We start from the raw sequence: 23,711 nt of genomic DNA, 5'->3' as shown, positions 1-23,711 counted from the left end.
TGGTGCGTCCCAACGAGACGTTTTCAACTTACGATTTGGCCTGGGTGACCTTTTGCACGTCTTCCGGCGTGCCAACGGCCTTGCCTGCGATGTCGCGGTCAATTTTGCGGATCATGCCCGACAACGCTTTACCCGCGCCGATCTCCCACGCCTCGGTCACGCCCTGCGCGGCCATGTACTGCACGCTTTCGCGCCAGCGGACCGAGCCTGTGACCTGTTCGATCAGCAACTGACGGATCAGGTCTGGGTCGGTAACGGCTTCAGCACGCACGTTCGCAACCAGCGGCACGGCGGGTGCCTTGATTTCAACGGCGGCCAGAGCTTCAGCCATCACATCAGCTGCAGGTTGCATCAGCGCGCAATGGAACGGAGCGCTCACCGGCAGCATCACAGCGCGCTTGGCACCCTTTTCCTTGGCGATTTCTGCCGCACGCTCGACGGCAGCTCTGGAGCCCGAAACGACAACCTGGGTCGGGTCGTTGTCGTTTGCGGCCTGACAGACCTCTCCCTGGGCCGCCTCTTCGGCAACTGCGCGCACGGCGTCCAGATCAAGGCCGAGAATTGCGGCCATTGCGCCCTCGCCTACTGGCACGGCGCTTTGCATGGCCTGACCACGTGTGCGCAGCAGACGCGCCGTGTCAGCAACCGACAAAGCACCAGCAGAAGCCAATGCCGAGTATTCACCCAGCGAATGCCCCGCAACAAAGGCCGCATCGGTAACCGAAACGCCTTCGGCTTCCAGCGCGCGCATCGCGGCGATCGAGGTTGCCATCAGCGCCGGCTGCGCATTTTGCGTCAGCGTCAGGTCCGCGATGTCACCTTCCCAGATCAGGCTGCTCAGCTTTTCACCCAGCGCTTCGTCGACCTCGTCGAACACAGCCTGAGCTGCCGGGTAAGCCTCGGCCAGAGCTTTGCCCATCCCGATGGTTTGGGCGCCCTGCCCCGGAAAAACGAATGCGCGTGTCATTGCGACCTCTTGGATGACGTTAGGTTGCCGGGGGTGTAAACCGAGTGTGGACGCGGCACAAGCATTGCATGACCTCTGCACTGTGGCACTTTTGATGTGCGCATCCCGCTATTGAGTCCTGATCCCATGGCTTTAGGTTGAACCCAGCTACCCCAGCCCGGAGCAACAGATGCCCTCAACCAATACCTTTTCCAGCTATGGCAGCGTGACCAAGACGTTCCATTGGCTGACCGCCCTGCTGATCTTTACGGCGCTACCTTTGGGATGGATCGCCAATGATCTGGCCCACGCGATCTATGACCCCTCAATCCCGACCACCGAGGACGATATCGCTCGGGCAACGCGCCTGTTCTCGCTGCACAAGACCGTGGGTGTCACAGTTTTCTTTGTCGCCCTTGCACGTATCCTGTGGGCCGTGACGCAGACCAAGCCGGGCCTGCTGAACGCAGAGAATAAACCCGAAGCCTTCGCCGCCGAGACCGTTCACTGGATGCTCTATGCCTCGCTGGTTCTGGTGCCGCTGACGGGCTGGCTGCACCACGCTTCCTCAGAAGGGTTCGCGCCGATCCTGTGGCCCTTCGGGCAAAACCTGCCTTTCGTGCCCAAATCGCCCTTTGTTTCCGAGGTGACGTCCGGCCTGCACTGGCTGTTCATCTGGGTTTTGGCCGGGTCCTTGGTCCTGCATATTGCCGGGGCTCTTAAGCACCATGTGGTCGACAAGGACAGCACCCTGCGCCGCATGCTGCCCGGCAAATCGGACGCGCCCGAGCCTCCGGCTCAGCATCATTCAATGATCCCCGCCATTGCGGCGCTGGCGGTCTGGGTGGCGGTTTTGACCGGTGGTTGGTCCATCGGCGTCTTCTCGGACCACTCCGTCGCGGCGACCGATACCGCTGAACTGACCGAAGTGCAGTCGGACTGGCAAGTGCAGGACGGCGACCTGTCCATCACCATCACCCAGTTGGGCAGCCCGGTGACCGGCCGTTTCGCCGAATGGACCGCCGCAATCGCCTTTGAAGATCCGGCGGAACCGGGGCTGGCTGGATCCGTGGATGTAATAGTCTCCATCACGTCACTGACATTGGGAACGGTGACAGATCAGGCCATGGCCGCCGATTTCTTTGACAGCGCCCAGTTCCCGACCGCCCAATTCAAAGCTGAAATCTACAAGACAGACACCGGGTATGAGGCGCGTGGCCCTCTGACAATCCGTGACAAATCGGTGGACGTCGCGCTGCCATTCACCCTTGACCTGCAGGAGAACACCGCCGCGATGGCCGGAGAATTGGAACTGAACCGTCTGGATTTCGACGTTGGCACCTCTCAACCAACCGAAGAATCGCTGGGCTTTGGGGTCACAGTCTCAGTCAACCTGACAGCCGAGCGCGAGAGCTAAAAAAAACCGCCGGGGCAATACCCCGGCGGCTTCGTTTCAGAGGATCGAAATCGGTTTATTCAGCCTTCTGTGCCTCGATCGAAATCCGAACTTCAACTTCGTCGCCGACGAACGGTGCGAATTGACCCAGTTCGAAATCGCTGCGCACCAGCGTGGTGGTCGCATCGAAGCCCGCCCAAGGCTTGTTCGCCATCGGGTGCTCAGCTACCTGGTTAAGCTTGGCATCCAGCACGACCGATTTGGTTACACCGTTCATGGTCAGGTCGCCAGTAATGTTGGCGGTGCCTTCGCCGGTGACCTCGATACCGGTCGAGGTAAAGGTGATCATGTCACCTTCGGCCACACCGAAGAAATCTTCGGTCATGAAGTGATCTTCGCGCGGTTTCCAACCGGTGAAAATCTCGACCACGGGCATCGAAACGGAAACGCTGGATGCGGTGGGGTCTTCCTGATCGAACATGATCTCGCCTTCAAAGCCCGAGAACATGCCGGTTGTGGTCGAGAAACCGAGGTGGTTATAGCTGAAGACAACCTGACTGTGGCTGGGGTCCAGAGTGTATTTCTCGGCGCTTGCAAACGCCGAGGTCGCCGAAACGGCCAGTGCAGCAGCAATAAGGGTGGATTTCATGACAAACTCCGCAATTTTGTGAATGCAAACCTGTTGGGTTGCTCGATAACAAAAATGTGCTGCCTAAAGGCAGCACACAAGTATCATTCTCTCACAGTTTCTGTTCTTTAGTGAACAGAATAAATCTTAGGCGAAGATTGTTACACTTCCGCTCAATTGACCCTTTAGCGCTCGGCTGACATCCGCCGATTGCAGCGGCAGCTTCATCAGCAAGCTACCATCGACGTCGAACAACTCGACCTGTTCGTCGGCAAAGCGCGCGCCACCCAGCGTGTCATAGCTGCGGCGCAGAACGGTTTGCGGACGTCCGTTTTCATTCTTTTGCAGCACCCGAACTTCACGGCGGATTGGGTCAAAATAGGCGTCAGGACGGGCGTCGAGGATTTGGACCGTCAGCAGGCTGACCCCAACCAGCAGAAACAACAGCGATGCGGCCAGTTTGATCGGCCAGACCTCGGTCGCCATGGCGGAACTCTCCATCAGCCACATTGAAAACGCCATCACGATCAGAAACGCCCCCGCAACGCGCGCCAGAACCATTCGGACCTTCCAGTTCGGCTCGAACCCGATCAGCACTGGTACAGATTTCTCATAGTTCGCGGTGTTTGCGGACTCTTCGAATGTATTAGTATTCATCGCGGTCATATCTCTCACCCTGTTTTCAGGTTGCCGTCCTGGGTCCGGTTTCTCCGGATAATCCCCGGTATGAAAACAACTTTGAGCCGAAAAACGTCAGGATTTGGGCAGCGCAATGGAAATAGCGCGACTTCACCAAGGCACCTGTGGCAGGGCTTGCCCCTCAGGCTGAAACGTGTATATGGGGCCATCCTTCGCAAATCACATGAATCGCGCAGCCTCTCGTGGCAGGGTCGCGAAGGATAAAACGGCCCCGCCTATGAAATGCGCCTTGATAAAAACAGGAGTGCACATGCCACTGTATGAGCATGTAATGATCGCGCGTCAGGACCTGTCCAACGCGCAGGCGGAAAGCCTCGTCGAACATTTCGGCACAGTTCTGGCTGACAACGGCGGCAATGTCGTCGACAGCGAGTATTGGGGCGTCAAGACGATGGCCTACAAGATCAACAAGAACCGCAAGGGTCACTATTCCTTCCTGAAAACCGACGCCCCCGCTGGCGCCGTTCAGGAAATGGAGCGCCTGATGCGCCTGCATGAAGACGTCATGCGCGTTCTGACCATCAAGGTCGACGAGCATGCCGAGGGCCCCTCGGTCCAGATGCAGAAGCGCGATGAGCGCGAAGGCCGCCGCGAGCGCCGCTGATCAACGCCTGACGAAAGGACATAAACCATGGCCGCAAAACCATTTTTCCGCCGCCGCAAGGTCTGCCCGTTCTCGGGTGAGAACGCGCCGAAAATCGACTATAAAGACACCCGTCTGCTGCAGCGCTACATCTCTGAGCGTGGCAAGATCGTACCTTCGCGCATCACCGCCGTTTCGGCGAAAAAGCAGCGTGAACTGGCCCGTGCTATCAAGCGCGCCCGCTTCCTCGCCCTGCTGCCCTACGCCGTGAAGTAAGGAGAGACTGACATGCAAGTTATCCTTCTGGAACGCGTTGCGAAACTGGGTCAGATGGGCGACGTCGTTGACGTCAAGCCCGGCTACGCCCGCAACTTCCTGCTGCCCCAGGGCAAAGCGCTGAGCGCGTCCGAGTCGAACATCGCCTCGTTCGAAGCCCAGAAAGCGCAGCTTGAAGCGCGCAACCTGGAAACCAAGAAAGAAGCTGAAGCGCTGGCTGAAAAGCTGGACGGACAGCAGTTCATCGTGATTCGCTCGGCATCGGATGCTGGTGCTCTGTACGGCTCGGTCACCCCGCGTGACGCCGCAGACGCCGCAACCGAAGCTGGCTTCTCGGTCGACAAGAAACAGATCGCCCTGATCGCACCGATCAAGGAACTGGGTCTGCACTCGCTGGCAGTCAAACTGCACCCCGAGGTCGAAGTTGAGATCAAGATGAACGTCGCCCGATCGGAAGAAGAAGCCGAACTGCAGGCGTCGGGCAAATCGATCCAGGAACTGGCCGCTGAAGAAGAAGCCGCTGCCGAATTCGAGATCGCAGAACTGTTCGACGACATCGGTTCCGCCGCTTCGGAAGACGAAGAACTGGTCGCCGAAGAAGCCTCGGCTGAAGAAGACGAAGCCAAAGCCTGATCCGGCTGAAGTGAGATTTGCGAAGGCCGCACGAATTGTGCGGCCTTTTTTTGTACACACGCCCAACGGGCGAAATTCAGCCAGAAATTGGACCTGCGCTTGCATGCAGCTTCGTGTTTCCTATCATCGCAGCCTGAATTTCGGAGTACACAGATGACATCATTCTTGCGCCGCAGCGTCTTGGCCATTTTGTTGACAGCTCCCCTCGCTGCCTGCGGCGGGCCGGGCACGCAGACACAGGATACGTTCGATCCGCCGCTATACCCCAACGAGACGCCCGAGTTGCGCGCATCAATCAACCGTTGGGCGGACCACTACGAAGTTCCGCGCGAGCTGGTGCACAAGCTGGCGATCCGGGAAAGCACCCATCGCCCCTGGGCTGTGAACCGTCCCTATTACGGCCTGCTGCAGATTCTACCCGCCACCGCGCGCTCGATGGGCTATTCTGGGAATGCACAGGGGCTGCTGGACGCGGACACCAACCTCGAATTTGCGGGTAAGTACCTGCGCGGTGCGTGGTTGCTGTCGGACGGTGACCAGCAACGGGCGATATTTCTGTATGCCAAAGGGTATTATCCAGAGGCCAAAGCACAGGGCATGTTGGTCGAAACCGGACTGCGACCTCAATAGCAGCCATTGCCTCTTGGGCAATAATCATGGACATCCGACGCGAATTCGCGTCAAATTAGGTGGATTTCCTCTGAAATTGAGAGGATTCGCTGTTTTCTGTTGCGCGAAGCACGCATTAAGCCTGTGCGATACGAACATTACCCTTGCACTTAATGCATCGGTTGACGCAACGTGGACATGAATTCGGACGGACTTGGCACTTTGGGGGATGAGAAGTGCCGCACAAAGGTTGGACAGGTGAAACTCATAGACTTGGCCGCGCTCGACCATCAGGAGAAGTCGACCGCAGATATTATAAACTCTGTCTGCGAGGAACTCGGCTTCGACTATGCGTCTTATGCCACAATGAACCCTGTCAAAGGGGACGTTCAGGGGTATGCGAATTATCCTGACGAATGGAAGATTCATTATGGAAGCCACGGGTATCACCATTTCGATCCGACGATTTATCAGTCCGTTCTCAGCATCGCCCCGGTCGATTGGAATCGCTTCAACCACGATGAGAAATTCAACGCCGTCTTCCGTGACGCCCACGATTTTGGTATTACGCCGCGTGGACTGACGGTTCCGGTCCGTGGCCCTTATGGCGAATGCGGAATACTCAGCGTCACGCGCGACTGCTCTGACCATGAGTGGGAGTCACTCAAAAAGCACGTTATGGGCGATCTTCAAATGGCCGCCGTACATGCACATGACACGACTATGCAGTCAGGCGTGCTCGCCAAAGCGCTTTACTTGCCGTCTCTTTCCACGCGCGAAAAAGAGATCTTGCAATGGGTGGCCGAGGGTAAATCGCAGCAGGATATCGGCGATATTCTGTCGATTTCGCACCGAACCGTCGAGGTTCACATGCGCTCGGGTCGCGAAAAACTGGGTGCGTTGACCACGCCGCAGGCCATAGGCAGGGCCATAGGTCTGGGCCTAATTGCGCCTGGGTAAGCGAAAAAAACGCAAAAATACGGGAAATCCCCAATAGTTTCTGTCCACGACTTGGTTAACTCTGGAGTCACGGTAACCAGACTGTAGGGGGATGGAAATGATCATCGTAATTGATGGTATCAACCAACATAAGTTTAAAGACGTCCTGGACGATATGTTCAAACTGCGGGCACGCGTGTTCGGAGATCGCTTGGGCTGGGAAGTCAACATCGTGGATGGCCGCGAACGGGACATGTTCGACGACCTGAATCCCGCACACGTGGTCAGCATCAACGACGAGGGGGACGTCGTTGGGTGCATGCGCCTGTTGCAAACCACAGGGCCGCACATGTTGTCGGACGTATTCAATTCGATCCTGGATGGAGAACCGCCGTTGCGCAGCTCGCAGGTTTGGGAAGCCACACGGTTTTGCGTCGACACCAAGAAACTTGGCCGCGGACGCGGCAAGAACTCAGTTTCTTATGTCACCAGCGAAGTCATGATCGGTTCGTTCGAATACGCAAAAACAGCTGGTGTGCTGGATTCAATCGCCGTGATTGATCCGGTCATGAACCGCGTCCTGCAGCGATCGGGCAACGCACCCTATGACTACCTCGGCACCGCCAAACCGATGGGCAAGGTGGTTGCAATGGCTGCGATGATGGATTGTTCGGACGAGCGTATCACGGGTATTCGCGATTATGCGGGGATCGAACATGATGTCTTTCTGACGGAAGAACAGGCCCTTGCACTTTTTGCCCGCAGCCGGACCGAATCTCCTGCCAATGTTGATCACCAGCCGCTGACCGAGCTTGAAAAGTACTTTGTCGAACAGATGCATTCGGCAAGGACGAAAGATGAGGTCAACGATGTACTGAAATTGATCGAGGCCCTTTCGGACCGTTTCACGCCAGAGCAGAAAAGCGCTCTGCTAAGTACCCCCCGTGCTTTTGCTCATGAGGCTTGACCCCCTCACCTCATAGTACAAAAGCCATCCACCGGAGCCGTCTGATTACCAGGCGGCTCCGCTTTTTTGGTGCCCATGTTGTAGATGGGCGGAAGAGGGTTACTCCTCTTCCAGTGCCTCAACGGCTTTCTGCAGGTCGTCTTTGCTGACTTCCTTGTCAGCGACCTGAGCCAGTTCGACGATGTAGTCGATGACCTTGTCTTCGAAGATAGGGGCGCGCAGTTGCTGCTGCATCTGAGCGTTCTGCTGCACGAACTCAAAGAACTGACGTTCCTGGCCAGGGTACTGACGCGCCTGGTTCATGATCGCTTGGGTCATTTCAGCATCAGTAACCTCGACCTCGGCCTTCTGACCCAGTTCGGCCAGCAGCAGGCCCAAACGCACGCGGCGCTCGGCCAGCTTGTTGTGCTCGTCAGTCGGCTCGATCTCACCGTGGTCGTGGCCTTCCACATCCGGGTTTTCCTCGTGGAACAGCTGATGCGCAATCTGCTTGGCTTCTGCTTCAACCAGCGAGGGCGGCAGGTCGAAAGAAACCTTCTCGTCCAGAATATCCAGCAGAGCGCGCTTCATAACCGCGCGCGATGCACCCGCGTATTCGGCTTCCAGACGCTCTGCAATTTGGCCTTTCAGCGCTTCCAGATCTTCGGCACCGAATTTGGTGGCCAACTCGTCATTGATCTCGGCCGCGACAGGCTCTTTCACCTCTTTCACGGTGCAGGTGAAGACGGCGTCTTTACCGGCCAGATGCTCGGCACCATATTCTTCCGGGAATTTGACGTTGACGTTTTTTTCTTCCTCGGCCTTCACACCAACCAGCTGCTCTTCGAAGCCGGGGATGAAGCTGTTGGAACCCAGAACCAGCGGGTAGTCTTCGGCCGACCCACCTTCGAACTCTTCGCCGTCCACTTTGCCAACGAAGTCGATCACGACCTGATCGCCGTCCTTGGCTTTGGAACCTTTGCGACGCGCTTTGAAGTTCTGAGCGGTTTCGGCCAGGTTGTTCAGCGCTTCATCGACGGCCGCGTCATCGGCTTTGACGACCAGCTTTTCAAGCTCGACCGACTTCAGGTCAACTTCTGGAATTTCGGGCAGCGCCTCATAGGACATTTCGACGTGAACGTCGTCGCCCTCTTTCCAGTCCTCGTTGGTCATTTTGACCTCGGGCTGCAGCGCAGGACGGTCACCGCTGGCTTCAAAATGCTTATTCATGGCGCCGTCGATGCTTTCCTGCATCGCTTCACCCAGCAGGCGCTGACCGAACTGCTTTTTCAGCAGTGCCATCGGCACCTTGCCTTTGCGGAAACCCTTCATCTCGACTTCAGGCTGCGCTTCGACCAGCTTTTCATTCACTTTGTCGTCCAGCTCAGCCGCGGATACGACGATGTTGTAACCGCGTTTCAGACCTTCGTTCAGCGTCTCGGTAACCTGCATTATGGTAGTCCCCATAGGATTCGGGGCGCGCAAAACGGCGCGCCGGGCAAATTTGACGCCTTCTATTTGCCCAGCCGCCCACGTGCAAGGGGGCAATGCCCAATCGGCCTTGTTTTACCGCCGATTTGAACAAAAAAACGCCCCGGACAGAACCGGGGCGCTTGTTTGTCATATGTGCTGGATCAGAATTTCCAGAGCGCGCCCAAAACCCATGCTTCGTTGTTGTCAAAGTCGACCGTGTCGTCGAAATCGTGGTTGCGGTATTTCAGGAACGCATCGGTATTGATGCTGTCGATGCGCTGCACGACAGCGATGCCCCAGGATTTGGTGCTGGACCCGGAGTTTTCGAAGTCCGACCCATCAAAGTAATCGATACCGACACCGGTTTTGCCCCAGGACACCCAGTCTCCTTCATAGGCCAGTTTGGTGTACCAATAGTCAGGATCGCTGGCCCCTGTCGCCGTGTCGTCACGCGTGCCCAATGCGGCCGTAAAGCTGAACCCGCTGGGCAACAGAACCGAAGCGGACCCGATTGTATCCTTCCGCTCACCCGAGCTATCATCGAAATCGCGGACCGCATATGCCACACTGGCGGCAAACTCGACGCCATTGGCGAATGTGTTTCCGTAGGAAATCGCGATATCGTAATAGTCGTCGTCATCGCTGCTGGACAGGATGTTCTGACCATAGGCAATCGCGGCCGAGAACCCGTTGAAATCGGGCGTGTCATAGCGAATACGCCCGCGACGCGCGCCATCAAAGTTGCTGGACGAGTCACCCACTGTGATATCGCTCAGGACACCGTCTGTCCCGCGATAGAAGAAGGCACCGTTTTCATCGTTAGTGAACGAGTACAAAGCCGTTCCGACATAGGACAGGTCAACCTCGGCGGCCCCGTCCGAGGCCATGCTACCTTGACCGGCCGAGAACTTGCCGAAACCACCCTTCAAAGAGAAATCGACGTGACGGATGTCTTCACGGGTCCAACCATTGGTATTGGTACCATCTTGGTTGGCCGTTCCGGTGCTTGGCAGACCCAGCCCGGTTTCAAAGCGGAACATGAACTCGTTGCTTCCGTAGGGCTGCATCAGCCGCAGGCCGACACGGCTGTTGGAAAGGTCGTTGTCCAGCAAACGAGTTTCTGTTTCTTCGCCGTCATCAACGGACACGATCGCCGGATCGAGTTGACCGTACAACAGCACATAGCCGCCGCTGCTATTTTCGTACTTCAATTCGGCTGCGGCAGGAATTGCCGTTGTCGCGGCCAGCACAGCCGCCATTGAGGACAGTTTTAGTTTCTGCGTCATTTCATTCACCTTCAAAATTCCGGCTTCCGTTGCCCCTGAATCGCGTAGTTATCGCGGACGTTCCAGCAGTTGAAACCGATACTTTCAAAGTATTGCAAACCTGCCACTCAGATCGCGAAAGCCGGACGCAATTTCTATTTTAATCAACAATTTATCTGCCACAACACCGCAGCCAGAGATCCACGCCTAAGGAATTCTGACGCCCGGCCATGCGACTGGCAAACACTCGCTTTGATCGCAGCACAAACCCATCGGCCAGTTGCCGCCGATCATCGGGTAGATCGGCCAATTACCGCTCAAGCAATCAAGTATTCAGTTCTTTAAGAATCTTAGGCAGTTGTTCGGGCAAGTCTTCGGCAATCAAACCCGGGCCAAATGCACGCGCGCACTCCACATGCAGCCATGCTGCCGTCTCCGCCGCTTGCATCGGGCTGAAACCACGGGCCAACAATCCCGCAATGAACCCAGCCAGCACATCGCCCGATCCTGCGGTTGCCAACCACGGAGCGGCGCGTTCGTAGAAAGCCGCATTGATCGAACATTGCCCGTTCGGCGCGGCGATCACCGTGTCCGGCCCTTTGAACAGCACCACACACCCTGCCCTTATTGCGGCCTCACGCGTAGCATCCACCTTGGAGTAGGCCGGACCTTTGGTTGGTATTGCTGCCAGCTTTTCGGCAATGTCCGGGAACAGCCGCGAGAATTCTCCGCCATGTGGCGTCAGAACACAGTTTTCGTGGAGTAGCGAAAGAAACTCCGTCGGATCATCCGCAAACGCCGTCAACGCGTCGGCATCCAGAACCGTCGCACGTCTGGCCGCAAGGGCGACAGGCACCAACTCCTGCGCGCGTTCTAAGCCCAATCCCGGACCGAAACACAAAGCATTCAGCCGCTCATCCTTAAGCACGTCAATCAGGCCATCCTTGCCTTCAACCCGCTGCAACATGATCGCCGTCACCTGCGCCGCGACCTCCATCTGAGCGGCCGGAGGCACCGCCAAAGTCACCAAGCCCGCCCCGATGCGCAAAGCCCCCCGTGCCGCCAGCCGCGCAGCCCCGGTTTTCGCGGAGCCGCCTGAGAGGATGAGGGCGTGACCATGCGCGTATTTGTGAGTCTGAGGAAGTTTTTTTAAACGTTTTGGTACGCCCTCAACCAAACCTAAGATCGCCCCGTCCGCCTTCTCATTCCAAACTTCATTTATGCCAATTGATTTCACGACCAGCCGACCCGATTGATTTGGTCCGCGATCTAAATAATGACCCCGCTTGGCCCGGTGAAACGCGACTGTCAGATCAGCGACCGCGAACACACCAAGCGACTTGCCACTATCTGAGCAAAGCCCAGACGGAGCATCGATGGCGGCAACTTTGATCCCCCTTGCTTCGATCAAGGCGTCGAAAGACTGCAAAACTTGCGCAAGCTCCCCTTCAATACGGCGAGCTAGCCCGGTTCCAAAAACAGCGTCAATGATTAGGTCTGGTTCCTTAGTTTTTGAAAGTGGCCCCTTACTTCGAAGATCGCCGACAGCGCCCAACACGCGCCAGCGCTCGTAGTTGGCTCGCGCATCTTCAGGAAGCTTCTCAGGGTTGCCATACAGAAAGGCTTCGACCTCCCAACCCTGTTCTTTCAACAGCCGCGCGACAACAAATCCGTCACCGCCATTGTTCCCCGGCCCGCACAGAACCACAGCCCGGCCAGGCGATTTTGCCAGTTCCGGCCACTCTTCAAAAATCGCCTCGACAACGCCCTGCCCGGCCCGCTCCATCAACTCCAGCCCAGTCACTTCACCGGACTCAATTGCGGCCTGTTCGATGGTCCGCATTTGCGCTGCAGTCAGCAATTCCGTCATCTCAAATCCCTCAGCGATTCAATTCTGATTACTTTTTGTGCAAGTCGATCAAAATTTCACCTGCCGCCTATTTTCTCGGCAAGCGCGCGCCGCCATTTTCGCAATCAGATTGCCGACCGATCTTAGACGTGATCAGTGCCATCCTGACAAGTGTTATAGGGAGCCCGGGATGAAGAAGATCGAAGCGATCATCAAGCCGTTCAAACTGGACGAAGTGAAAGAGGCGCTGCAGGACGTGGGTGTCCAGGGCCTCAGCGTGATCGAGGTCAAAGGTTTTGGCCGCCAGAAAGGCCACACCGAACTCTATCGTGGCGCGGAATACGTCGTGGACTTTCTGCCCAAGGTGAAAGTCGAGGTCGTTTTGGATGACGATCAGGTCGATGCCGCCATCGACGCTATCGTCTCTGCGGCTAAGACGGACAAAATCGGCGACGGCAAGATCTTTGTCTCGCCCGTTGAACAAGCCATTCGCATCCGTACCGGCGAGACCGGTTCGGAAGCTCTGTAATCGAACGCACTCAAATCAGAGGAATAGAGAGTATGAGCAAGGACGCAGTTCTTCAGCTGATCAAGGACGAAGGCGCCGAATACGTCGATGTTCGCTTTACCGATCCGCGCGGCAAGTTGCAGCACGTGACCCTGATGGCCGACCAGGTTGACGAAGACTTCCTGGAAGAAGGCTTCATGTTCGACGGTTCGTCCATCGCGGGCTGGAAGTCGATTGAAGCATCGGACATGAAACTGATGGTCGATACCGACAGTGCCTATGTTGATCCGTTCTACGCGGAAAAAACCATCTGTGTGCACTGCTCGGTTGTCGAGCCCGACACCGGCGAAGCCTATGAGCGTGACCCGCGCGGCACTGCCCAGAAGGCCGAAGCGTACCTGAAAGCATCGGGCATCGGCGACGTCGCCTATATGGGCCCCGAAGCGGAATTCTTCCTGTTCGACGACGTCCGTTTCTCGAACACTATCAACAAAGTATCCTACGAAGTTGATGCAACAGACGCGTCGTGGAACACCGACACCGAGTACGAAATGGGCAACATGGGCCACCGTCCGGGCGTCAAGGGTGGTTACTTCCCGGTCAACCCGATCGACGAAGCACAGGACCTGCGTTCGGAAATGCTGTCGACCATGAAGCGTTTGGGCATGAAGGTCGACAAGCACCACCACGAGGTTGCATCGTGCCAGCACGAACTGGGTCTGATCTTTGACAGCCTGACCAAGCAAGCCGACGAACTACAGAAGTACAAGTACGTCATCCACAACGTTGCACACGCCTACGGCAAATCGGCCACCTTCATGCCGAAGCCGATCGCGGGCGACAACGGCACCGGTATGCACGTGAACATGTCGATCTGGAAAGACGGAAAGCCTCTGTTCGCCGGCGACAAATACGCCGACCTGTCGGACGAAGCGCTGTACTTCATCGGCGGCATCCTGAAGCACGCCAAGACCCTGAACGCCTTCACCAACCCGGCGACCAACAGCTACAAGCGTCTGATCCCCGGCTTCGAAGCCCCTGTTCTGCGCGCCTACTCCGCCCGTAACCGTTCGGGTTGTGTCCGTATTCCGTGGACCGAAAGCCCGAAAGCCAAGCGCGTCGAAGCCCGCTTCCCCGATCCGGCTGCGAACCCCTACCTGGCGTTTGCCGCTCTGCTGATGGCCGGTCTGGACGGCATCAAGAACAAGATCGACCCGGGCGAAGCCATGGACAAGAACCTGTACGATCTGCCTGCCGAAGAATTGGCCGGCATCCCGACCGTATGCGGCTCGCTGCGCGAGGCTCTGGAAGCGCTGGCTTCGGATCACGACTTCCTGCTGCAGGGCGACGTGTTCACCAAAGACCAGATCGACGGCTACATAGCACTGAAGATGGAAGAGGTTGAAACCTACGAGCACACCCCACACCCGGTTGAATACGGCATGTACTACAGCTGCTAATCCGGTTCCGGGTTTTCATCTGCAAGGGCGTCCAATCGGGCGCCCTTGTTTCGTTTGGCACAATCTTACACATTTGTGACCATTCCGGTCAGGAGAGATTCAATGCGAACTGACGACCCCTTCTCGCAATTCTCGAACTTCGTGACTTCGGCAGAAGAACTCGAGCGAATAACCGGTGCCCCTCTGCCCCAGATCCTCGCCAAGGAAATATCGGCGCTGGATCAGATGTGCCGCGACTTTATCGCGGCCTCACCATTTTGCCTGATCGCTTCGGCCAATCCGGGCGGGCATCTGGATATTTCGCCGCGCGGAGACCCGGCAGGTTTCGTTCAGGTCATTTCGGATACGCTGATCGCCATCCCGGACCGCCCAGGCAACAAGCGCGTGGACACCTTTCATAACGTCCTGCTGGACCCGCGCGTCAGCCTGATCTTTTTTGTCCCCGGCAAGATGGAAACATTGCGCATTCGCGGCGTCGCCCGGATCTGCGCCGATCCTGAGTTGTTGAACGGGATGGCAGTGAAGGATCATGCGCCCAAGCTGGCCCTGCTTATCCTTGTCAAAACGGTGTTCGCCCATTGCCCCAAATGCGTCGTCCGTTCGAACCTGTGGCAGCCGGAAAAATGGCCGGATTCGTCGAACCTACCGAATATGAACGCGATGATGGTCAAACACGCCAAAATCGACAAAACGCCCGAGGAGTGGTTCGAGTCTATGAAAAATACCGGAGAGCTGGACCTGTATTAACTGCTTTGCGGATCGCAAGATGCAGCTTACCCTTAATCTTAGCCATTGTTTGACCGGATTTCGCTGATGTTTCGATTTGCCTTGATTTTCGCCCTGTCCTTACCAACGCTTGCTACCGCTGCCCCCTGCGGCAACACCAGCAGCGGCTTCGAGTCCTGGAAGCAGGATTTCGCAAGGCAAGCCAAGCGGGCCGGTGTGAAAAAGAAGGGGCTGCAAGCCTTGGCGCAAACCCAATATGCCACGCGCACTATCGCGGCGGACCGCAACCAAAAAAGCTTCAAGTATTCCCTGGACAAATTCATGCGAGTGCGCGGTGCCGATACTATCGTGGCGCAGGGGCGCAAGCGCAAGGCGCGCAACCCGCAATTCTACGCCGCTCTGGAACGACAATACGGTGTCCCCAGCGGTGTGCTGATCGCCATTCACGGAATGGAAACCGGATTCGGGAACTTTATGGGCGACAGTCAGGTTGTTTCCGCAATTACGACACTGGCCTATGATTGTCGCCGATCCGAGTTCTTTATCCCCCATGCCATCGGGGCACTGAAACTGGTCGATCAAGGCAGCATTACGACGGCCACCAAGGGGGCGAAGCACGGCGAATTGGGGCACACTCAGTTTCTACCAGGCAATGCACTAGCCTATGGGGTTGATGCCACCGGCGACGGCCGCGTGGATTTCTACAACATGACCGATGCGTTAGCCTCAACAGCGAATTTTCTTCGTCAAAAAGGTTGGAAACCGGGGCGCGGCTATCAACTGGGGCAACCCAATTTCAAGGTGATTCAGGAATGGAACGCAGCCTCGGTCTATCAGCAATCCATTGCAATCATGGCTGCCCGAATCGACGGGTGAGACGCACCATTTTCCAACGCCAAGCCACCGCAATCCGGCCACATTATTGCCACAGATCTTAAGTGGCCGCTAAAATGTCTAGGTTTCCAATGAGTAATCAATCCTTCTGATTTTTCTTTTTTTTCCATTTTCGCCAAATTCTGCCCCAGATCCGTTGTTAACCTGTTTCTCAGGACAAGATACGACAAAGGAATGCGTGGTGACTTCGCAGCACAGCTATCACGGCGGTCTTCAGTTCAACGGGGAAACCGAGGGCGCGATTGAGCGTTTCGGCGCCATCGTTGCAACGACTTTGGGAGACTATGGCCACTTGGTCGAACGCAAAAACGTGCTGAGCGAGACCGAGGCCAGCATCGTATCCAGCCAGTATTTGGTTCGCCTCACGTTGGACACTCAGGTGGTCGCCGCAGAAGACCGGTTCGGGCGCTTGGACCGTGCTGCGGGGCTAAAGACAGTGAACAGACCAGTCGTGACACTGCCGAAGAACCGGCTGACGATCACGCTTTCACCGGTATCTCCGTTGTTGGATGACAGCGAAATCTCCGAGCTCATGCTGGTGGTCGTCCTGTATCGGATGGTTGACATCTGCGCGACGCAGCGTGTCGAGTGGCTGTCGCCCAACACCATTCTGACCGTTGAACAATTCATGAGCGCTTTCGACACTTTGGCGCCTTCAAAACAACGAAACAGAAAACAGATTTTCGAGGCAGTGACAGGCCCGTTCGCGGGGCTGAACATATCTGACGAAGAGAACCTGGAAGAGCCACAAAAAAAGGCGCTGACACCAGCAGCCCGGCCGATCCAGCTGTCTGATGAGCAGTTGCTCAGCATCGCTTTTCGGACAGATACTAACGAGCAGCCTACTGATGGGGACAAGGACACGCGACCCCTCAACTACGAAAAACCCAGTGATATCCTTCGACTATCCAGTTGGGGATTGACCGGGGCCGTGGCCAGCGTGTCAGTACCCATTGCGGTCTCTGTGGCCGCGGTGAACCTGATCAGGGGCGAAGATTTTCGCCTGAACACTCAGGTTCTTGCCTACACCGTCGCAATCTCCGCTCTCAGCACAAGCGGAGCTTTCGCTGGTGTCGCCAATGCGTTGGGCATGTAGAACTCAACTTCAATACCCTCCTAGGAGGCCCCGCCATCAGGCGGGGTTTTCCGTTTTGTACAGGCGCTGCGCCTCCAACACGTAGGTATGGATCGTAAATACCACCGCCCGCGTTTCCGGCAGGCGCAACAATGTCTGACGTTCGCTGCGCAGGAACCGGGCAGCCCCCGGATCGCCAACCTCGCGCCGGTCATTGGCGCTGCGGGGTTGGTGCAGTTCGGCATCTTCATACCACAAAGCATTGAACCGCCAGAGCGGCCGCCCCGGTTGTATCCCGTCAAACAGGCGCTGCACCCGCCGCGCAATATTGGCGTCGTAGCCGGACACCGGGATGTGAATATCGATTAATGGTCGCATGAACTTTTCCGACAAGCACCAACTGGCGGGAAAACACAGAATGGCACCGGTCAGGACGTGTTCATCCCGGTGCTTTTGCAGGATGCAGAAATCCTCCTGAACCAGACGACACAACGTATCCAGCGGGCGTGTGTGGTCGATTTCGACGACCTGCCCGTCCGGACGGAAAACCTGATCTGTACTGCCAGGATAGGCGTGCTCCAGAACCAGGTCCAAAAGTTCCTGCGCCGCAGGTTCAGTTGCGGGGTCCAGCGCAAGAACATCCGGTCGCCGCTTCTTCAAAAGCGCCTCGCGCCGCTGCATCTGCCCGGCAAACGCATCATCGCAATGCAGCCAGTCGTCCATGCTTGCCGGTTGGATTCCCGGCAACGGGCGCGGCATTAACGGGTCATAAGGGATTGAGGTCTGCAGGATCGTCATGACATCGACCTAACACCTGTTCACCCGATTGTCGGCCCAAAAGCGACGGATGCGCCGTCGCAAACCTTCAAGACGCTTGGGAAATGATTCTTCACGCTAAAACTCAGGCAGGGAGACCCACCATGAACCGGCATTACCGCGACAACCGCAAAATCGACCCGACCAAGGGCACAACACTGGGCGACGGGACCCCAAACGACAACGACCGGATCGAGATCGGTCCGACACAGTTGGCCTTTGCGGAATGGGAGGCCGCCGGGCTGGCTCTGCCCGACCTGGCCCGGATGCGGGAACACCGGTGGAAACGCCTGACCAGGGCCATCGTTGACCGGGGCTTTGGCGGGTTGTTGATGTTTGATCCTCTCAACATCCGTTACGCCACCGACAGTACAAACATGCAGCTGTGGAACACTCATAACCCGTTCCGCGCAGTGTTGCTGTGTGCTGATGGCTATATGGTCATCTGGGACTATAAGAACTCACCCTTCCTGTCCAAATTCAACCCGTTGGTCCGCGAACAGCGGTCAGGCGCGGATCTGTTTTACTTCGACAGGGGCGACAAGGTGGATGTGGCAGCCGATGCGTTCTCGAACGAAGTGCGGCTGCTGATCGAGGAACATGGCGGCGACAACAAACGTCTGGCCGTCGACAAGATCATGCTGCACGGCTTGCGCGCATTGGAGGCGCAGGGATTCGAGATCATGGAGGGCGAAGAGGTCACCGAAAAAACCCGCGCTGTCAAAGGCCCGGATGAGATTCTGGCGATGCGCTGCGCAAATCACGCCTGCGAAACCGCCGTGGCCGAGATGGAGAAGTTTGCCCGCGCCAAAGTGGGCGACGGCAAGACCTCGGAAGATGATATTTGGGCAGTTCTTCATGCCGAGAACATCCGCCGCGGCGGAGAATGGATCGAAACCCGCCTGCTGGCCTCGGGGCAGCGCACCAACCCGTGGTTTCAAGAATGCGGGCCACGGATCACGCAGAAGAATGAGATCATCGCTTTTGATACCGACCTGATCGGATCTTACGGCATCTGTATCGACATCTCTCGCACATGGTGGATCGGGGATCAGAAACCTCGCCCCGACATGGTCTATGCCATGCAGCACGCCCATGAACACATCATGACCAATATGGAGATGTTGAAACCCGGCGTGATGATCCCTGAACTGACCGCCAACGCACATAAACTGGACGACAAGTTTCAGGCGCAGAAATATGGCTGCCTGATGCACGGCGTCGGCCTGTGTGATGAATGGCCGCTGGTCGCTTATCCGGATAAGGCGGTGGCGGGCTCTTACGATTATCCGCTCGAGCCCGGCATGGTCCTGTGTGTCGAAGCCGCCGTCGGAGAGGTTGGCGGCGACTTCTCGATCAAGCTTGAGGATCAGGTTTTGATCACCGAGGACGGGTATGAGAACCTCACGACCTATCCGTTCGATCCGCAGCTGATGGGACAGGTGTAAAGCCTCAATCCGGCCAGGTTGAGCGGCGCACGTTTCCGTGCCAGTCCTCAGACGGGATGGTGGCTTCGGCTGTGGTTGATACCGTCGGCCAGTTCTGACCCAGCGTGAATCCCAGGACTCCGGTCAGGACGATGACGATCAAAAGGTCGGGGCGAAAAACTGCGCCACGCGGGGCAGATGCGGTATGTGCCATGTTAGCCTCCTTGGCTGAAAACCTGCGGTGGCTAATACATGCGGGTTCATGATGAATAGTTAAAACGAATATTTGATGGATCTTTCATCACAAACATTGAACCCCCTCAGCGAAGCGTCAAATCCACTAATTCATATACTCCTCACTCACCTTCCCGTGACGCGTCTTACATTGGGGTTGAGCCGCCAGATCGAAGTACACAGTATTGGATTCATCCCGACACGTAAGGAATAACCATGCCCACCGAACGCATTACCTTTGCCGGTCACGACGGCAACCAGTTGGCTGCACGCCTTGATCTGCCCGATGGGCCGGTGCTGGCAACCGCGTTGTTTGCGCATTGCTTTACCTGCTCCAAGGACATCCCGGCCGCTCGTCGCATCGCCGCCCGGCTTGCCGCGATGGGTATTGCCGTTTTACGTTTTGATTTCACCGGGCTCGGGCATTCGGGCGGAGAGTTCGCCAACACCACCTTTACCTCGAATGTCGAAGACCTGATTGCCGCCGCGCATTATCTGGCCGGGCGCGACATGGCCCCGGCCCTGCTGATCGGCCATTCCCTGGGCGGCGCTGCGGTTCTGCGAGCGCGGGCAGGTATACCCAGCGTCAAGGCGGTGGTCACGCTCGGCGCGCCCGCCGATCCCGGCCATGTCGCCCATCATTTCGAGGGCGCCCTGCCCCAGATCGAACAGGATGGATCGGCCGAGGTCATGCTGGGGGGCCGCCCCTTTCGCATTGGCAAGGCCTTTGTCGACGACATTTCGGAATCCGCTCTGACCCAGGCGATTGCCGACCTGAAAGCGGCGCTGCTGATCCTGCACGCACCGCGCGACGAAACCGTCAGCATCGACAATGCCAGCACCATCTTTCTGGCCGCCAAACACCCCAAGAGCTTTGTCACCTTGGACGATGCCGATCACCTGATCACCCGCGCCTCGGACGCTGAATACGCAGCCGATGTGATTGCAGCATGGGTGACGCGCTATATTCCCCTCAGCCCACCCGCACCGCCCCCCGGCGCGCCCGAGGGCGTAGTACGCGTGACCGAGGTTGATCCTTCGGGGTTCCTGCAGGACATCCAGTCCGGCCCGCGACACCACGCGGTGGCGGATGAGCCTGCCTCGTATGGCGGAACCGACAAAGGTATGTCGCCTTACGGGTTCGTATCTTCGGGTTTGGGGGCTTGTACGTCGATGACGATCCGCATGTATGCGCGGCGCAAGCAGTGGCCTCTGACGGGCATCACTGTCGATGTCTGCCACAACAAGGTACACGGGCAGGATGCCGGATTGGCCGGAGACGGCAAGATCGACCAATTCCGCCGCAAAATCCGGCTTGAAGGCCCGTTGGATCAGGCACAGCGCGCGCGGCTGCTGGAAATCGCAGACAAATGCCCCGTTCACAGAACGCTGGAAGGATCAGCCCATATCACAACGGAATTGCTGGCCTGACCCGAAAACGCTATCGACGCGGCGACGGGCGATGAATGGGCGGCCGAGCAACGGGCGGTCGCGCCACAGGGGGGCGCGGTCGGGCTGGAGGTTTGGCGATCGGCGGTTTAGGCCGCACCGGTGGCTTAGCCCCGGGCGGGTTCGGTCGTACCGGTCTGTCGATATCAATATCCACATCTACATCGTGGTAATAGTCGTTCCACAGCATCGAGTCATAGAACGGGTCATAACCATACCCGACCCCAACCGTGACACCATCACAGGCCGACAGGGAAAAACTCGCGGCTCCAAGACCCAGCGCAAGAAACAGGCGTTTGATCGGTTTGGTGGTCATCAGCGCCTCTCCTTACTGCAATGCACGGAACGACGCGAAAACATCGTTCAGAACGTCGGCATAGGCTGGATCGGCACCGTCGCGCAGGATCGCCACGACAACGGCCACGCGCCCCTTTGGCAGGTCGATCACAGTAGCCGTGAAGTTGATGCCGCGCCCGTCCCGGATGCCGGTGCCGCGGATCACACGCGCAGGCAACCCGCCAATCCGAGTGTCGGTGGTGCTTGAGACCGTCGGCTCATTGACCAGAAACTTGTCGATGTCCTCCAGATACCGCAAACCGCCCTCAATCGAAGCGACGCCCGCCGGAGAGACGAACCCCATCCAGACATTGTCATCTGTCACCGGCCGCAAACCCATAACGCGCGCTACGGCACGCGGGTCCCCCAGTTCGGTGTCCTCGATCTCGCGCGGGCCGCCAGTGCGCACAGCCCAGAAGTCGGGTACCGCTAAACTGAACAACGCGCGCCCAGCATCGGTATAGGTGATCGGGGTGTCCGCCGAGGCCGGTGCCGCAACCCCAAGCCAAAGGGCGGCGCACGCAGCCAAGGAAGAGCCAGAAAAAAAACGCATATCTCAATAACCTGATGATTTCATTGACATCAGATTGCCCGCTTCTGGCCGGGCTTGTCCAGCCTCTCATACTCGGACCTGAATCCCTCGGTGTCTCGGGAAGAGAGCCGAAACTCATCTGGCACCCACAGCCGCGCAAAACGACCTGCCTTAATACCAGTTTTTCTACCAGCTCTCTGGAATTCTATTTTTGGTCAGTTGACGTCCCCGGACGGCCAAAAGCTCGATTGAAAGCGTCAAAATCAGGGCAAACCGTCTCATCTGCGCACTCGTGTCTTGTTCCCTTGTGCGGGTGCGTTTAAACCCCGCGGCATCGCCTCCTGCCAAATTACGATAAGGTGCAGCCGCCAATGATCCCACGTTATTCCCGCCCTGATATGGTCGCCATCTGGTCGCCCGAATCCAAGTTCCGCATCTGGTACGAGATCGAAGCCCACGCCTGCGACGCCATGGCCGATCTGGGCGTGATCCCGCGTGAAAATGCCGAGGCCGTGTGGAAAGCCAAGGACGTGGAATTCGACGTGGCGCGTATTGATGAAATCGAAGCCGTCACCAAACACGACGTCATCGCCTTCCTCACTCACTTGGCCGAACATGTCGGCAGTGAAGAGGCCCGTTTTGTCCACCAGGGCATGACCAGCTCGGACGTTTTGGACACCTGCTTCAATGTGCAGCTCACCCGTGCCGCAGACCTGCTGATCGCCGATCTTGAAGGTCTGCTGGCCGCTCTGAAGCGCCGCGCGATTGAACACAAGGACACCGTCCGCATCGGTCGCAGCCACGGCATCCACGCCGAGCCAACCACAATGGGCCTGACCTTTGCCCGCTTCTACGCCGAGATGGACCGCAACCTGTCCCGGATGCGCGATGCGCGTGCCGAGATCGCCACCGGCGCGATCAGCGGCGCGGTCGGCACCTTTGCCAATATCGACCCTCAGGTCGAGGAACATGTCTGCGACAAGCTGGGTCTGGTGCCCGAGCCGATCAGCACGCAGGTCATCCCGCGCGACCGCCACGCCGCGTTTTTCGCCACGCTGGGCGTCATCGCCAGCAGCATCGAAAACGTCGCCATCGAAATCCGCCACATGCAGCGGACCGAGGTGCTGGAAGGGGCCGAGTTCTTCTCGATGGGTCAAAAGGGCTCCTCGGCGATGCCGCACAAGAAAAACCCGGTGCTGACCGAGAACCTGACCGGTCTGGCACGTATGGTGCGTGCAGCGGTGATCCCGGCGATGGAGAATGTAGCTCTCTGGCACGAGCGCGATATCTCGCATTCCTCGGTCGAACGCATGATCGGGCCGGATGCCACGATCACGCTGGATTTTGCGCTGGCCCGTCTGACCGGTGTGATCGACAAGATGCTGATCTTCCCCGAGAACATGATCGAGAACATGAACAAGTTCCCCGGTTTGGTCATGAGCCAGCGGGTGCTTCTGGCGCTGACCCAAGCTGGTGTCAGCCGCGAAGATGCCTATGCCATGGTTCAGCGCAACGCGCTGAAGGTTTGGGAACACCGCACCGATTTCAAAGAGGAATTGCTGGCGGACGCCGACGTAACTGCTGCGCTGAGCCCCGAAGAGATCGAAGAGAAATTCGACCTCGGCTATCACACCAAGCACGTCGACACGATTTTCGCCCGCGTCTTCGGCGAATAATTCCTGACCGACCAAGCGGTTCAAAGAGGCCCGGGTTGCACGATGCGATCCGGGCCTTTGTCTTTTGCCAACACGGGCAAAATCGTCTATAGTGCGCGGGTATTTCCGAACAGGAGAAACAACATGATCCGCACGCTTATCTGCGCTTTGGTCCTTGGATGTTCCGCATCCGTCGCTCTGGCCTGCAGTGGCCATTCCAAACAAACCCAATCCTGCGCACCGGGCACTTATTGGGACGCAGATTCTCAGAACTGCGAAGAAATCGTCAATAGCTGAGAAATTCTTTCCTACCTGTGAATAAAAGCGAGCAGCCGATTGTTAGCTTTTTATCAGATC

At 57.4% G+C, this 23,711-nt stretch carries 25 protein-coding genes; 15 read left to right on the top strand and 10 right to left on the bottom strand.

Annotated features, from left to right (window positions below; all coding sequences use genetic code 11):
* Nucleotides 1-28 precede the first annotated feature (28 nt).
* Nucleotides 29-967 (bottom strand): ACP S-malonyltransferase, encoded by a 939-nt coding sequence (gene fabD, locus ACR1XY_RS11655; protein ID WP_480593400.1) that lies wholly within the window; start codon nt 965-967, stop codon nt 29-31.
* Between the two features lie 169 nt (nt 968-1,136).
* On the opposite strand from fabD, the gene ACR1XY_RS11650 reads away from it, so the two are divergent.
* Nucleotides 1,137-2,363 (top strand): cytochrome b/b6 domain-containing protein, encoded by a 1,227-nt coding sequence (locus tag ACR1XY_RS11650; protein ID WP_480593397.1) that lies wholly within the window; start codon nt 1,137-1,139, stop codon nt 2,361-2,363.
* A 55-nt stretch (nt 2,364-2,418) separates the two neighbouring features.
* On the opposite strand, the gene ACR1XY_RS11645 is transcribed toward ACR1XY_RS11650, so the two are convergent.
* Nucleotides 2,419-2,991: a YceI family protein gene (locus tag ACR1XY_RS11645; protein ID WP_480593394.1), complete on the bottom strand. Its 573-nt coding sequence runs from the start codon at nt 2,989-2,991 to the stop codon at nt 2,419-2,421.
* A gap of 126 nt (nt 2,992-3,117) precedes the next feature.
* Nucleotides 3,118-3,636 carry a hypothetical protein gene (locus tag ACR1XY_RS11640; protein WP_480593391.1) on the bottom strand — a complete coding sequence of 173 codons (519 nt, stop codon included), beginning with the start codon at nt 3,634-3,636 and terminating at the stop codon, nt 3,118-3,120.
* Between the two features lie 283 nt (nt 3,637-3,919).
* Here ACR1XY_RS11640 and rpsF point away from each other — a divergent pair, with 283 nt between their 5' ends.
* The 6 genes from rpsF (at nt 3,920) to ACR1XY_RS11610 (ending at nt 7,676) form a co-directional block, all read left to right on the top strand.
* Nucleotides 3,920-4,273 carry a 30S ribosomal protein S6 gene (gene rpsF, locus ACR1XY_RS11635; protein ID WP_039529890.1) on the top strand — a complete coding sequence of 118 codons (354 nt, stop codon included), beginning with the start codon at nt 3,920-3,922 and terminating at the stop codon, nt 4,271-4,273.
* A gap of 27 nt (nt 4,274-4,300) precedes the next feature.
* Nucleotides 4,301-4,528, top strand: a complete 228-nt coding sequence (gene rpsR / locus ACR1XY_RS11630) for a 30S ribosomal protein S18 (protein ID WP_005608650.1) — start codon at nt 4,301-4,303, stop codon at nt 4,526-4,528.
* Nucleotides 4,529-4,540: 12 nt separating this feature from the next.
* A complete protein-coding gene (gene rplI, locus ACR1XY_RS11625) occupies nt 4,541-5,161 on the top strand; it encodes a 50S ribosomal protein L9 (RefSeq protein ID WP_480593389.1) in 621 nt (206 codons plus the stop codon).
* A gap of 153 nt (nt 5,162-5,314) precedes the next feature.
* Entirely contained in the window at nt 5,315-5,791 is a 477-nt protein-coding gene (locus ACR1XY_RS11620; protein WP_480593386.1) for a transglycosylase SLT domain-containing protein, read from the top strand.
* 237 nt (nt 5,792-6,028) lie between these two features.
* Complete coding sequence (locus ACR1XY_RS11615; RefSeq protein ID WP_480593384.1) at nt 6,029-6,730, top strand: helix-turn-helix transcriptional regulator; 702 nt, start codon at nt 6,029-6,031, stop codon at nt 6,728-6,730.
* Between the two features lie 97 nt (nt 6,731-6,827).
* On the top strand, nt 6,828-7,676 hold the full coding sequence (locus ACR1XY_RS11610) for an acyl-homoserine-lactone synthase (protein WP_480593382.1): 849 nt from the start codon (nt 6,828-6,830) through the stop codon (nt 7,674-7,676).
* Nucleotides 7,677-7,775: 99 nt separating this feature from the next.
* Here ACR1XY_RS11610 and tig read toward each other — a convergent pair whose 3' ends face one another.
* The 3 genes from tig to ACR1XY_RS11595 all read right to left on the bottom strand — a co-directional run bounded on the left by tig (nt 7,776) and on the right by ACR1XY_RS11595 (nt 12,263).
* Entirely contained in the window at nt 7,776-9,107 is a 1,332-nt protein-coding gene (gene tig / locus ACR1XY_RS11605; RefSeq protein ID WP_480593380.1) for a trigger factor, read from the bottom strand.
* 182 nt (nt 9,108-9,289) lie between these two features.
* Nucleotides 9,290-10,414 carry a porin gene (locus ACR1XY_RS11600; RefSeq protein ID WP_480593378.1) on the bottom strand — a complete coding sequence of 375 codons (1,125 nt, stop codon included), beginning with the start codon at nt 10,412-10,414 and terminating at the stop codon, nt 9,290-9,292.
* Between the two features lie 304 nt (nt 10,415-10,718).
* Nucleotides 10,719-12,263, bottom strand: a complete 1,545-nt coding sequence (locus tag ACR1XY_RS11595) for an NAD(P)H-hydrate dehydratase (protein ID WP_480593376.1) — start codon at nt 12,261-12,263, stop codon at nt 10,719-10,721.
* A 169-nt stretch (nt 12,264-12,432) separates the two neighbouring features.
* Here ACR1XY_RS11595 and ACR1XY_RS11590 point away from each other — a divergent pair, with 169 nt between their 5' ends.
* The 5 genes from ACR1XY_RS11590 (at nt 12,433) to ACR1XY_RS11570 (ending at nt 16,926) form a co-directional block, all read left to right on the top strand.
* A complete protein-coding gene (locus tag ACR1XY_RS11590; protein WP_170354532.1) occupies nt 12,433-12,771 on the top strand; it encodes a P-II family nitrogen regulator in 339 nt (112 codons plus the stop codon).
* 32 nt (nt 12,772-12,803) lie between these two features.
* A complete protein-coding gene (gene glnA, locus ACR1XY_RS11585) occupies nt 12,804-14,210 on the top strand; it encodes a type I glutamate--ammonia ligase (protein ID WP_480593374.1) in 1,407 nt (468 codons plus the stop codon).
* A 102-nt stretch (nt 14,211-14,312) separates the two neighbouring features.
* Nucleotides 14,313-14,957 (top strand): MSMEG_1061 family FMN-dependent PPOX-type flavoprotein, encoded by a 645-nt coding sequence (locus tag ACR1XY_RS11580; protein WP_480593372.1) that lies wholly within the window; start codon nt 14,313-14,315, stop codon nt 14,955-14,957.
* 66 nt (nt 14,958-15,023) lie between these two features.
* Entirely contained in the window at nt 15,024-15,812 is a 789-nt protein-coding gene (locus ACR1XY_RS11575; protein WP_480593370.1) for a lytic murein transglycosylase, read from the top strand.
* A gap of 199 nt (nt 15,813-16,011) precedes the next feature.
* Nucleotides 16,012-16,926 carry a hypothetical protein gene (locus ACR1XY_RS11570; RefSeq protein WP_480593368.1) on the top strand — a complete coding sequence of 305 codons (915 nt, stop codon included), beginning with the start codon at nt 16,012-16,014 and terminating at the stop codon, nt 16,924-16,926.
* A gap of 36 nt (nt 16,927-16,962) precedes the next feature.
* On the opposite strand, the gene ACR1XY_RS11565 is transcribed toward ACR1XY_RS11570, so the two are convergent.
* Complete coding sequence (locus ACR1XY_RS11565) at nt 16,963-17,703, bottom strand: heme-dependent oxidative N-demethylase family protein (protein WP_480593366.1); 741 nt, start codon at nt 17,701-17,703, stop codon at nt 16,963-16,965.
* A gap of 122 nt (nt 17,704-17,825) precedes the next feature.
* Between ACR1XY_RS11565 and dddP the strand changes: the two genes are divergently transcribed.
* On the top strand, nt 17,826-19,169 hold the full coding sequence (dddP, locus tag ACR1XY_RS11560; protein ID WP_480593364.1) for a dimethylsulfonioproprionate lyase DddP: 1,344 nt from the start codon (nt 17,826-17,828) through the stop codon (nt 19,167-19,169).
* Between the two features lie 4 nt (nt 19,170-19,173).
* Here dddP and ACR1XY_RS11555 read toward each other — a convergent pair whose 3' ends face one another.
* On the bottom strand, nt 19,174-19,362 hold the full coding sequence (locus ACR1XY_RS11555) for a hypothetical protein (RefSeq protein ID WP_480593361.1): 189 nt from the start codon (nt 19,360-19,362) through the stop codon (nt 19,174-19,176).
* A gap of 236 nt (nt 19,363-19,598) precedes the next feature.
* Between ACR1XY_RS11555 and ACR1XY_RS11550 the strand changes: the two genes are divergently transcribed.
* Nucleotides 19,599-20,813 (top strand): bifunctional alpha/beta hydrolase/OsmC family protein, encoded by a 1,215-nt coding sequence (locus tag ACR1XY_RS11550; protein ID WP_480593359.1) that lies wholly within the window; start codon nt 19,599-19,601, stop codon nt 20,811-20,813.
* Between the two features lie 10 nt (nt 20,814-20,823).
* Here ACR1XY_RS11550 and ACR1XY_RS11545 read toward each other — a convergent pair whose 3' ends face one another.
* Entirely contained in the window at nt 20,824-21,147 is a 324-nt protein-coding gene (locus ACR1XY_RS11545) for a hypothetical protein (protein ID WP_480593357.1), read from the bottom strand.
* Between the two features lie 12 nt (nt 21,148-21,159).
* A complete protein-coding gene (locus tag ACR1XY_RS11540; RefSeq protein ID WP_480593355.1) occupies nt 21,160-21,720 on the bottom strand; it encodes a hypothetical protein in 561 nt (186 codons plus the stop codon).
* Between the two features lie 350 nt (nt 21,721-22,070).
* Between ACR1XY_RS11540 and purB the strand changes: the two genes are divergently transcribed.
* The gene (gene purB / locus ACR1XY_RS11535; RefSeq protein ID WP_480593353.1) at nt 22,071-23,375 is read left to right on the top strand and encodes an adenylosuccinate lyase; all 1,305 of its coding nucleotides are present in this window, start codon (nt 22,071-22,073) and stop codon (nt 23,373-23,375) included.
* Nucleotides 23,376-23,711 lie beyond the last annotated feature (336 nt).

This window comes from Ruegeria sp. AD11(2025) (genome assembly GCF_056542405.1).
This window is presented reverse-complemented; position numbering and strand designations above follow the sequence as displayed.

Excerpts from the sequence above, each read along its gene's own strand:
- fabD (WP_480593400.1), bottom strand. The coding sequence starts at position 967 with ATGACACGCGCATTCGTTTTTCCGGGGCAGGGCGCCCAAACCATCGGG.
- ACR1XY_RS11540 (WP_480593355.1), bottom strand. The coding sequence starts at position 21,720 with ATGCGTTTTTTTTCTGGCTCTTCCTTGGCTGCGTGCGCCGCCCTTTGG.
- ACR1XY_RS11575 (WP_480593370.1), top strand. The coding sequence starts at position 15,024 with ATGTTTCGATTTGCCTTGATTTTCGCCCTGTCCTTACCAACGCTTGCT.
- ACR1XY_RS11650 (WP_480593397.1), top strand. The coding sequence starts at position 1,137 with ATGCCCTCAACCAATACCTTTTCCAGCTATGGCAGCGTGACCAAGACG.
- ACR1XY_RS11565 (WP_480593366.1), bottom strand. The coding sequence starts at position 17,703 with ATGACGATCCTGCAGACCTCAATCCCTTATGACCCGTTAATGCCGCGC.
- rpsF (WP_039529890.1), top strand. The coding sequence starts at position 3,920 with ATGCCACTGTATGAGCATGTAATGATCGCGCGTCAGGACCTGTCCAAC.
- ACR1XY_RS11600 (WP_480593378.1), bottom strand. The coding sequence starts at position 10,414 with ATGACGCAGAAACTAAAACTGTCCTCAATGGCGGCTGTGCTGGCCGCG.
- ACR1XY_RS11555 (WP_480593361.1), bottom strand. The coding sequence starts at position 19,362 with ATGGCACATACCGCATCTGCCCCGCGTGGCGCAGTTTTTCGCCCCGAC.
- glnA (WP_480593374.1), top strand. The coding sequence starts at position 12,804 with ATGAGCAAGGACGCAGTTCTTCAGCTGATCAAGGACGAAGGCGCCGAA.
- ACR1XY_RS11550 (WP_480593359.1), top strand. The coding sequence starts at position 19,599 with ATGCCCACCGAACGCATTACCTTTGCCGGTCACGACGGCAACCAGTTG.
- ACR1XY_RS11620 (WP_480593386.1), top strand. The coding sequence starts at position 5,315 with ATGACATCATTCTTGCGCCGCAGCGTCTTGGCCATTTTGTTGACAGCT.
- ACR1XY_RS11580 (WP_480593372.1), top strand. The coding sequence starts at position 14,313 with ATGCGAACTGACGACCCCTTCTCGCAATTCTCGAACTTCGTGACTTCG.
- ACR1XY_RS11590 (WP_170354532.1), top strand. The coding sequence starts at position 12,433 with ATGAAGAAGATCGAAGCGATCATCAAGCCGTTCAAACTGGACGAAGTG.
- dddP (WP_480593364.1), top strand. The coding sequence starts at position 17,826 with ATGAACCGGCATTACCGCGACAACCGCAAAATCGACCCGACCAAGGGC.
- ACR1XY_RS11610 (WP_480593382.1), top strand. The coding sequence starts at position 6,828 with ATGATCATCGTAATTGATGGTATCAACCAACATAAGTTTAAAGACGTC.
- ACR1XY_RS11645 (WP_480593394.1), bottom strand. The coding sequence starts at position 2,991 with ATGAAATCCACCCTTATTGCTGCTGCACTGGCCGTTTCGGCGACCTCG.
- rplI (WP_480593389.1), top strand. The coding sequence starts at position 4,541 with ATGCAAGTTATCCTTCTGGAACGCGTTGCGAAACTGGGTCAGATGGGC.
- ACR1XY_RS11595 (WP_480593376.1), bottom strand. The coding sequence starts at position 12,263 with ATGACGGAATTGCTGACTGCAGCGCAAATGCGGACCATCGAACAGGCC.
- rpsR (WP_005608650.1), top strand. The coding sequence starts at position 4,301 with ATGGCCGCAAAACCATTTTTCCGCCGCCGCAAGGTCTGCCCGTTCTCG.
- purB (WP_480593353.1), top strand. The coding sequence starts at position 22,071 with ATGATCCCACGTTATTCCCGCCCTGATATGGTCGCCATCTGGTCGCCC.
- ACR1XY_RS11640 (WP_480593391.1), bottom strand. The coding sequence starts at position 3,636 with ATGACCGCGATGAATACTAATACATTCGAAGAGTCCGCAAACACCGCG.
- tig (WP_480593380.1), bottom strand. The coding sequence starts at position 9,107 with ATGCAGGTTACCGAGACGCTGAACGAAGGTCTGAAACGCGGTTACAAC.
- ACR1XY_RS11545 (WP_480593357.1), bottom strand. The coding sequence starts at position 21,147 with ATGACCACCAAACCGATCAAACGCCTGTTTCTTGCGCTGGGTCTTGGA.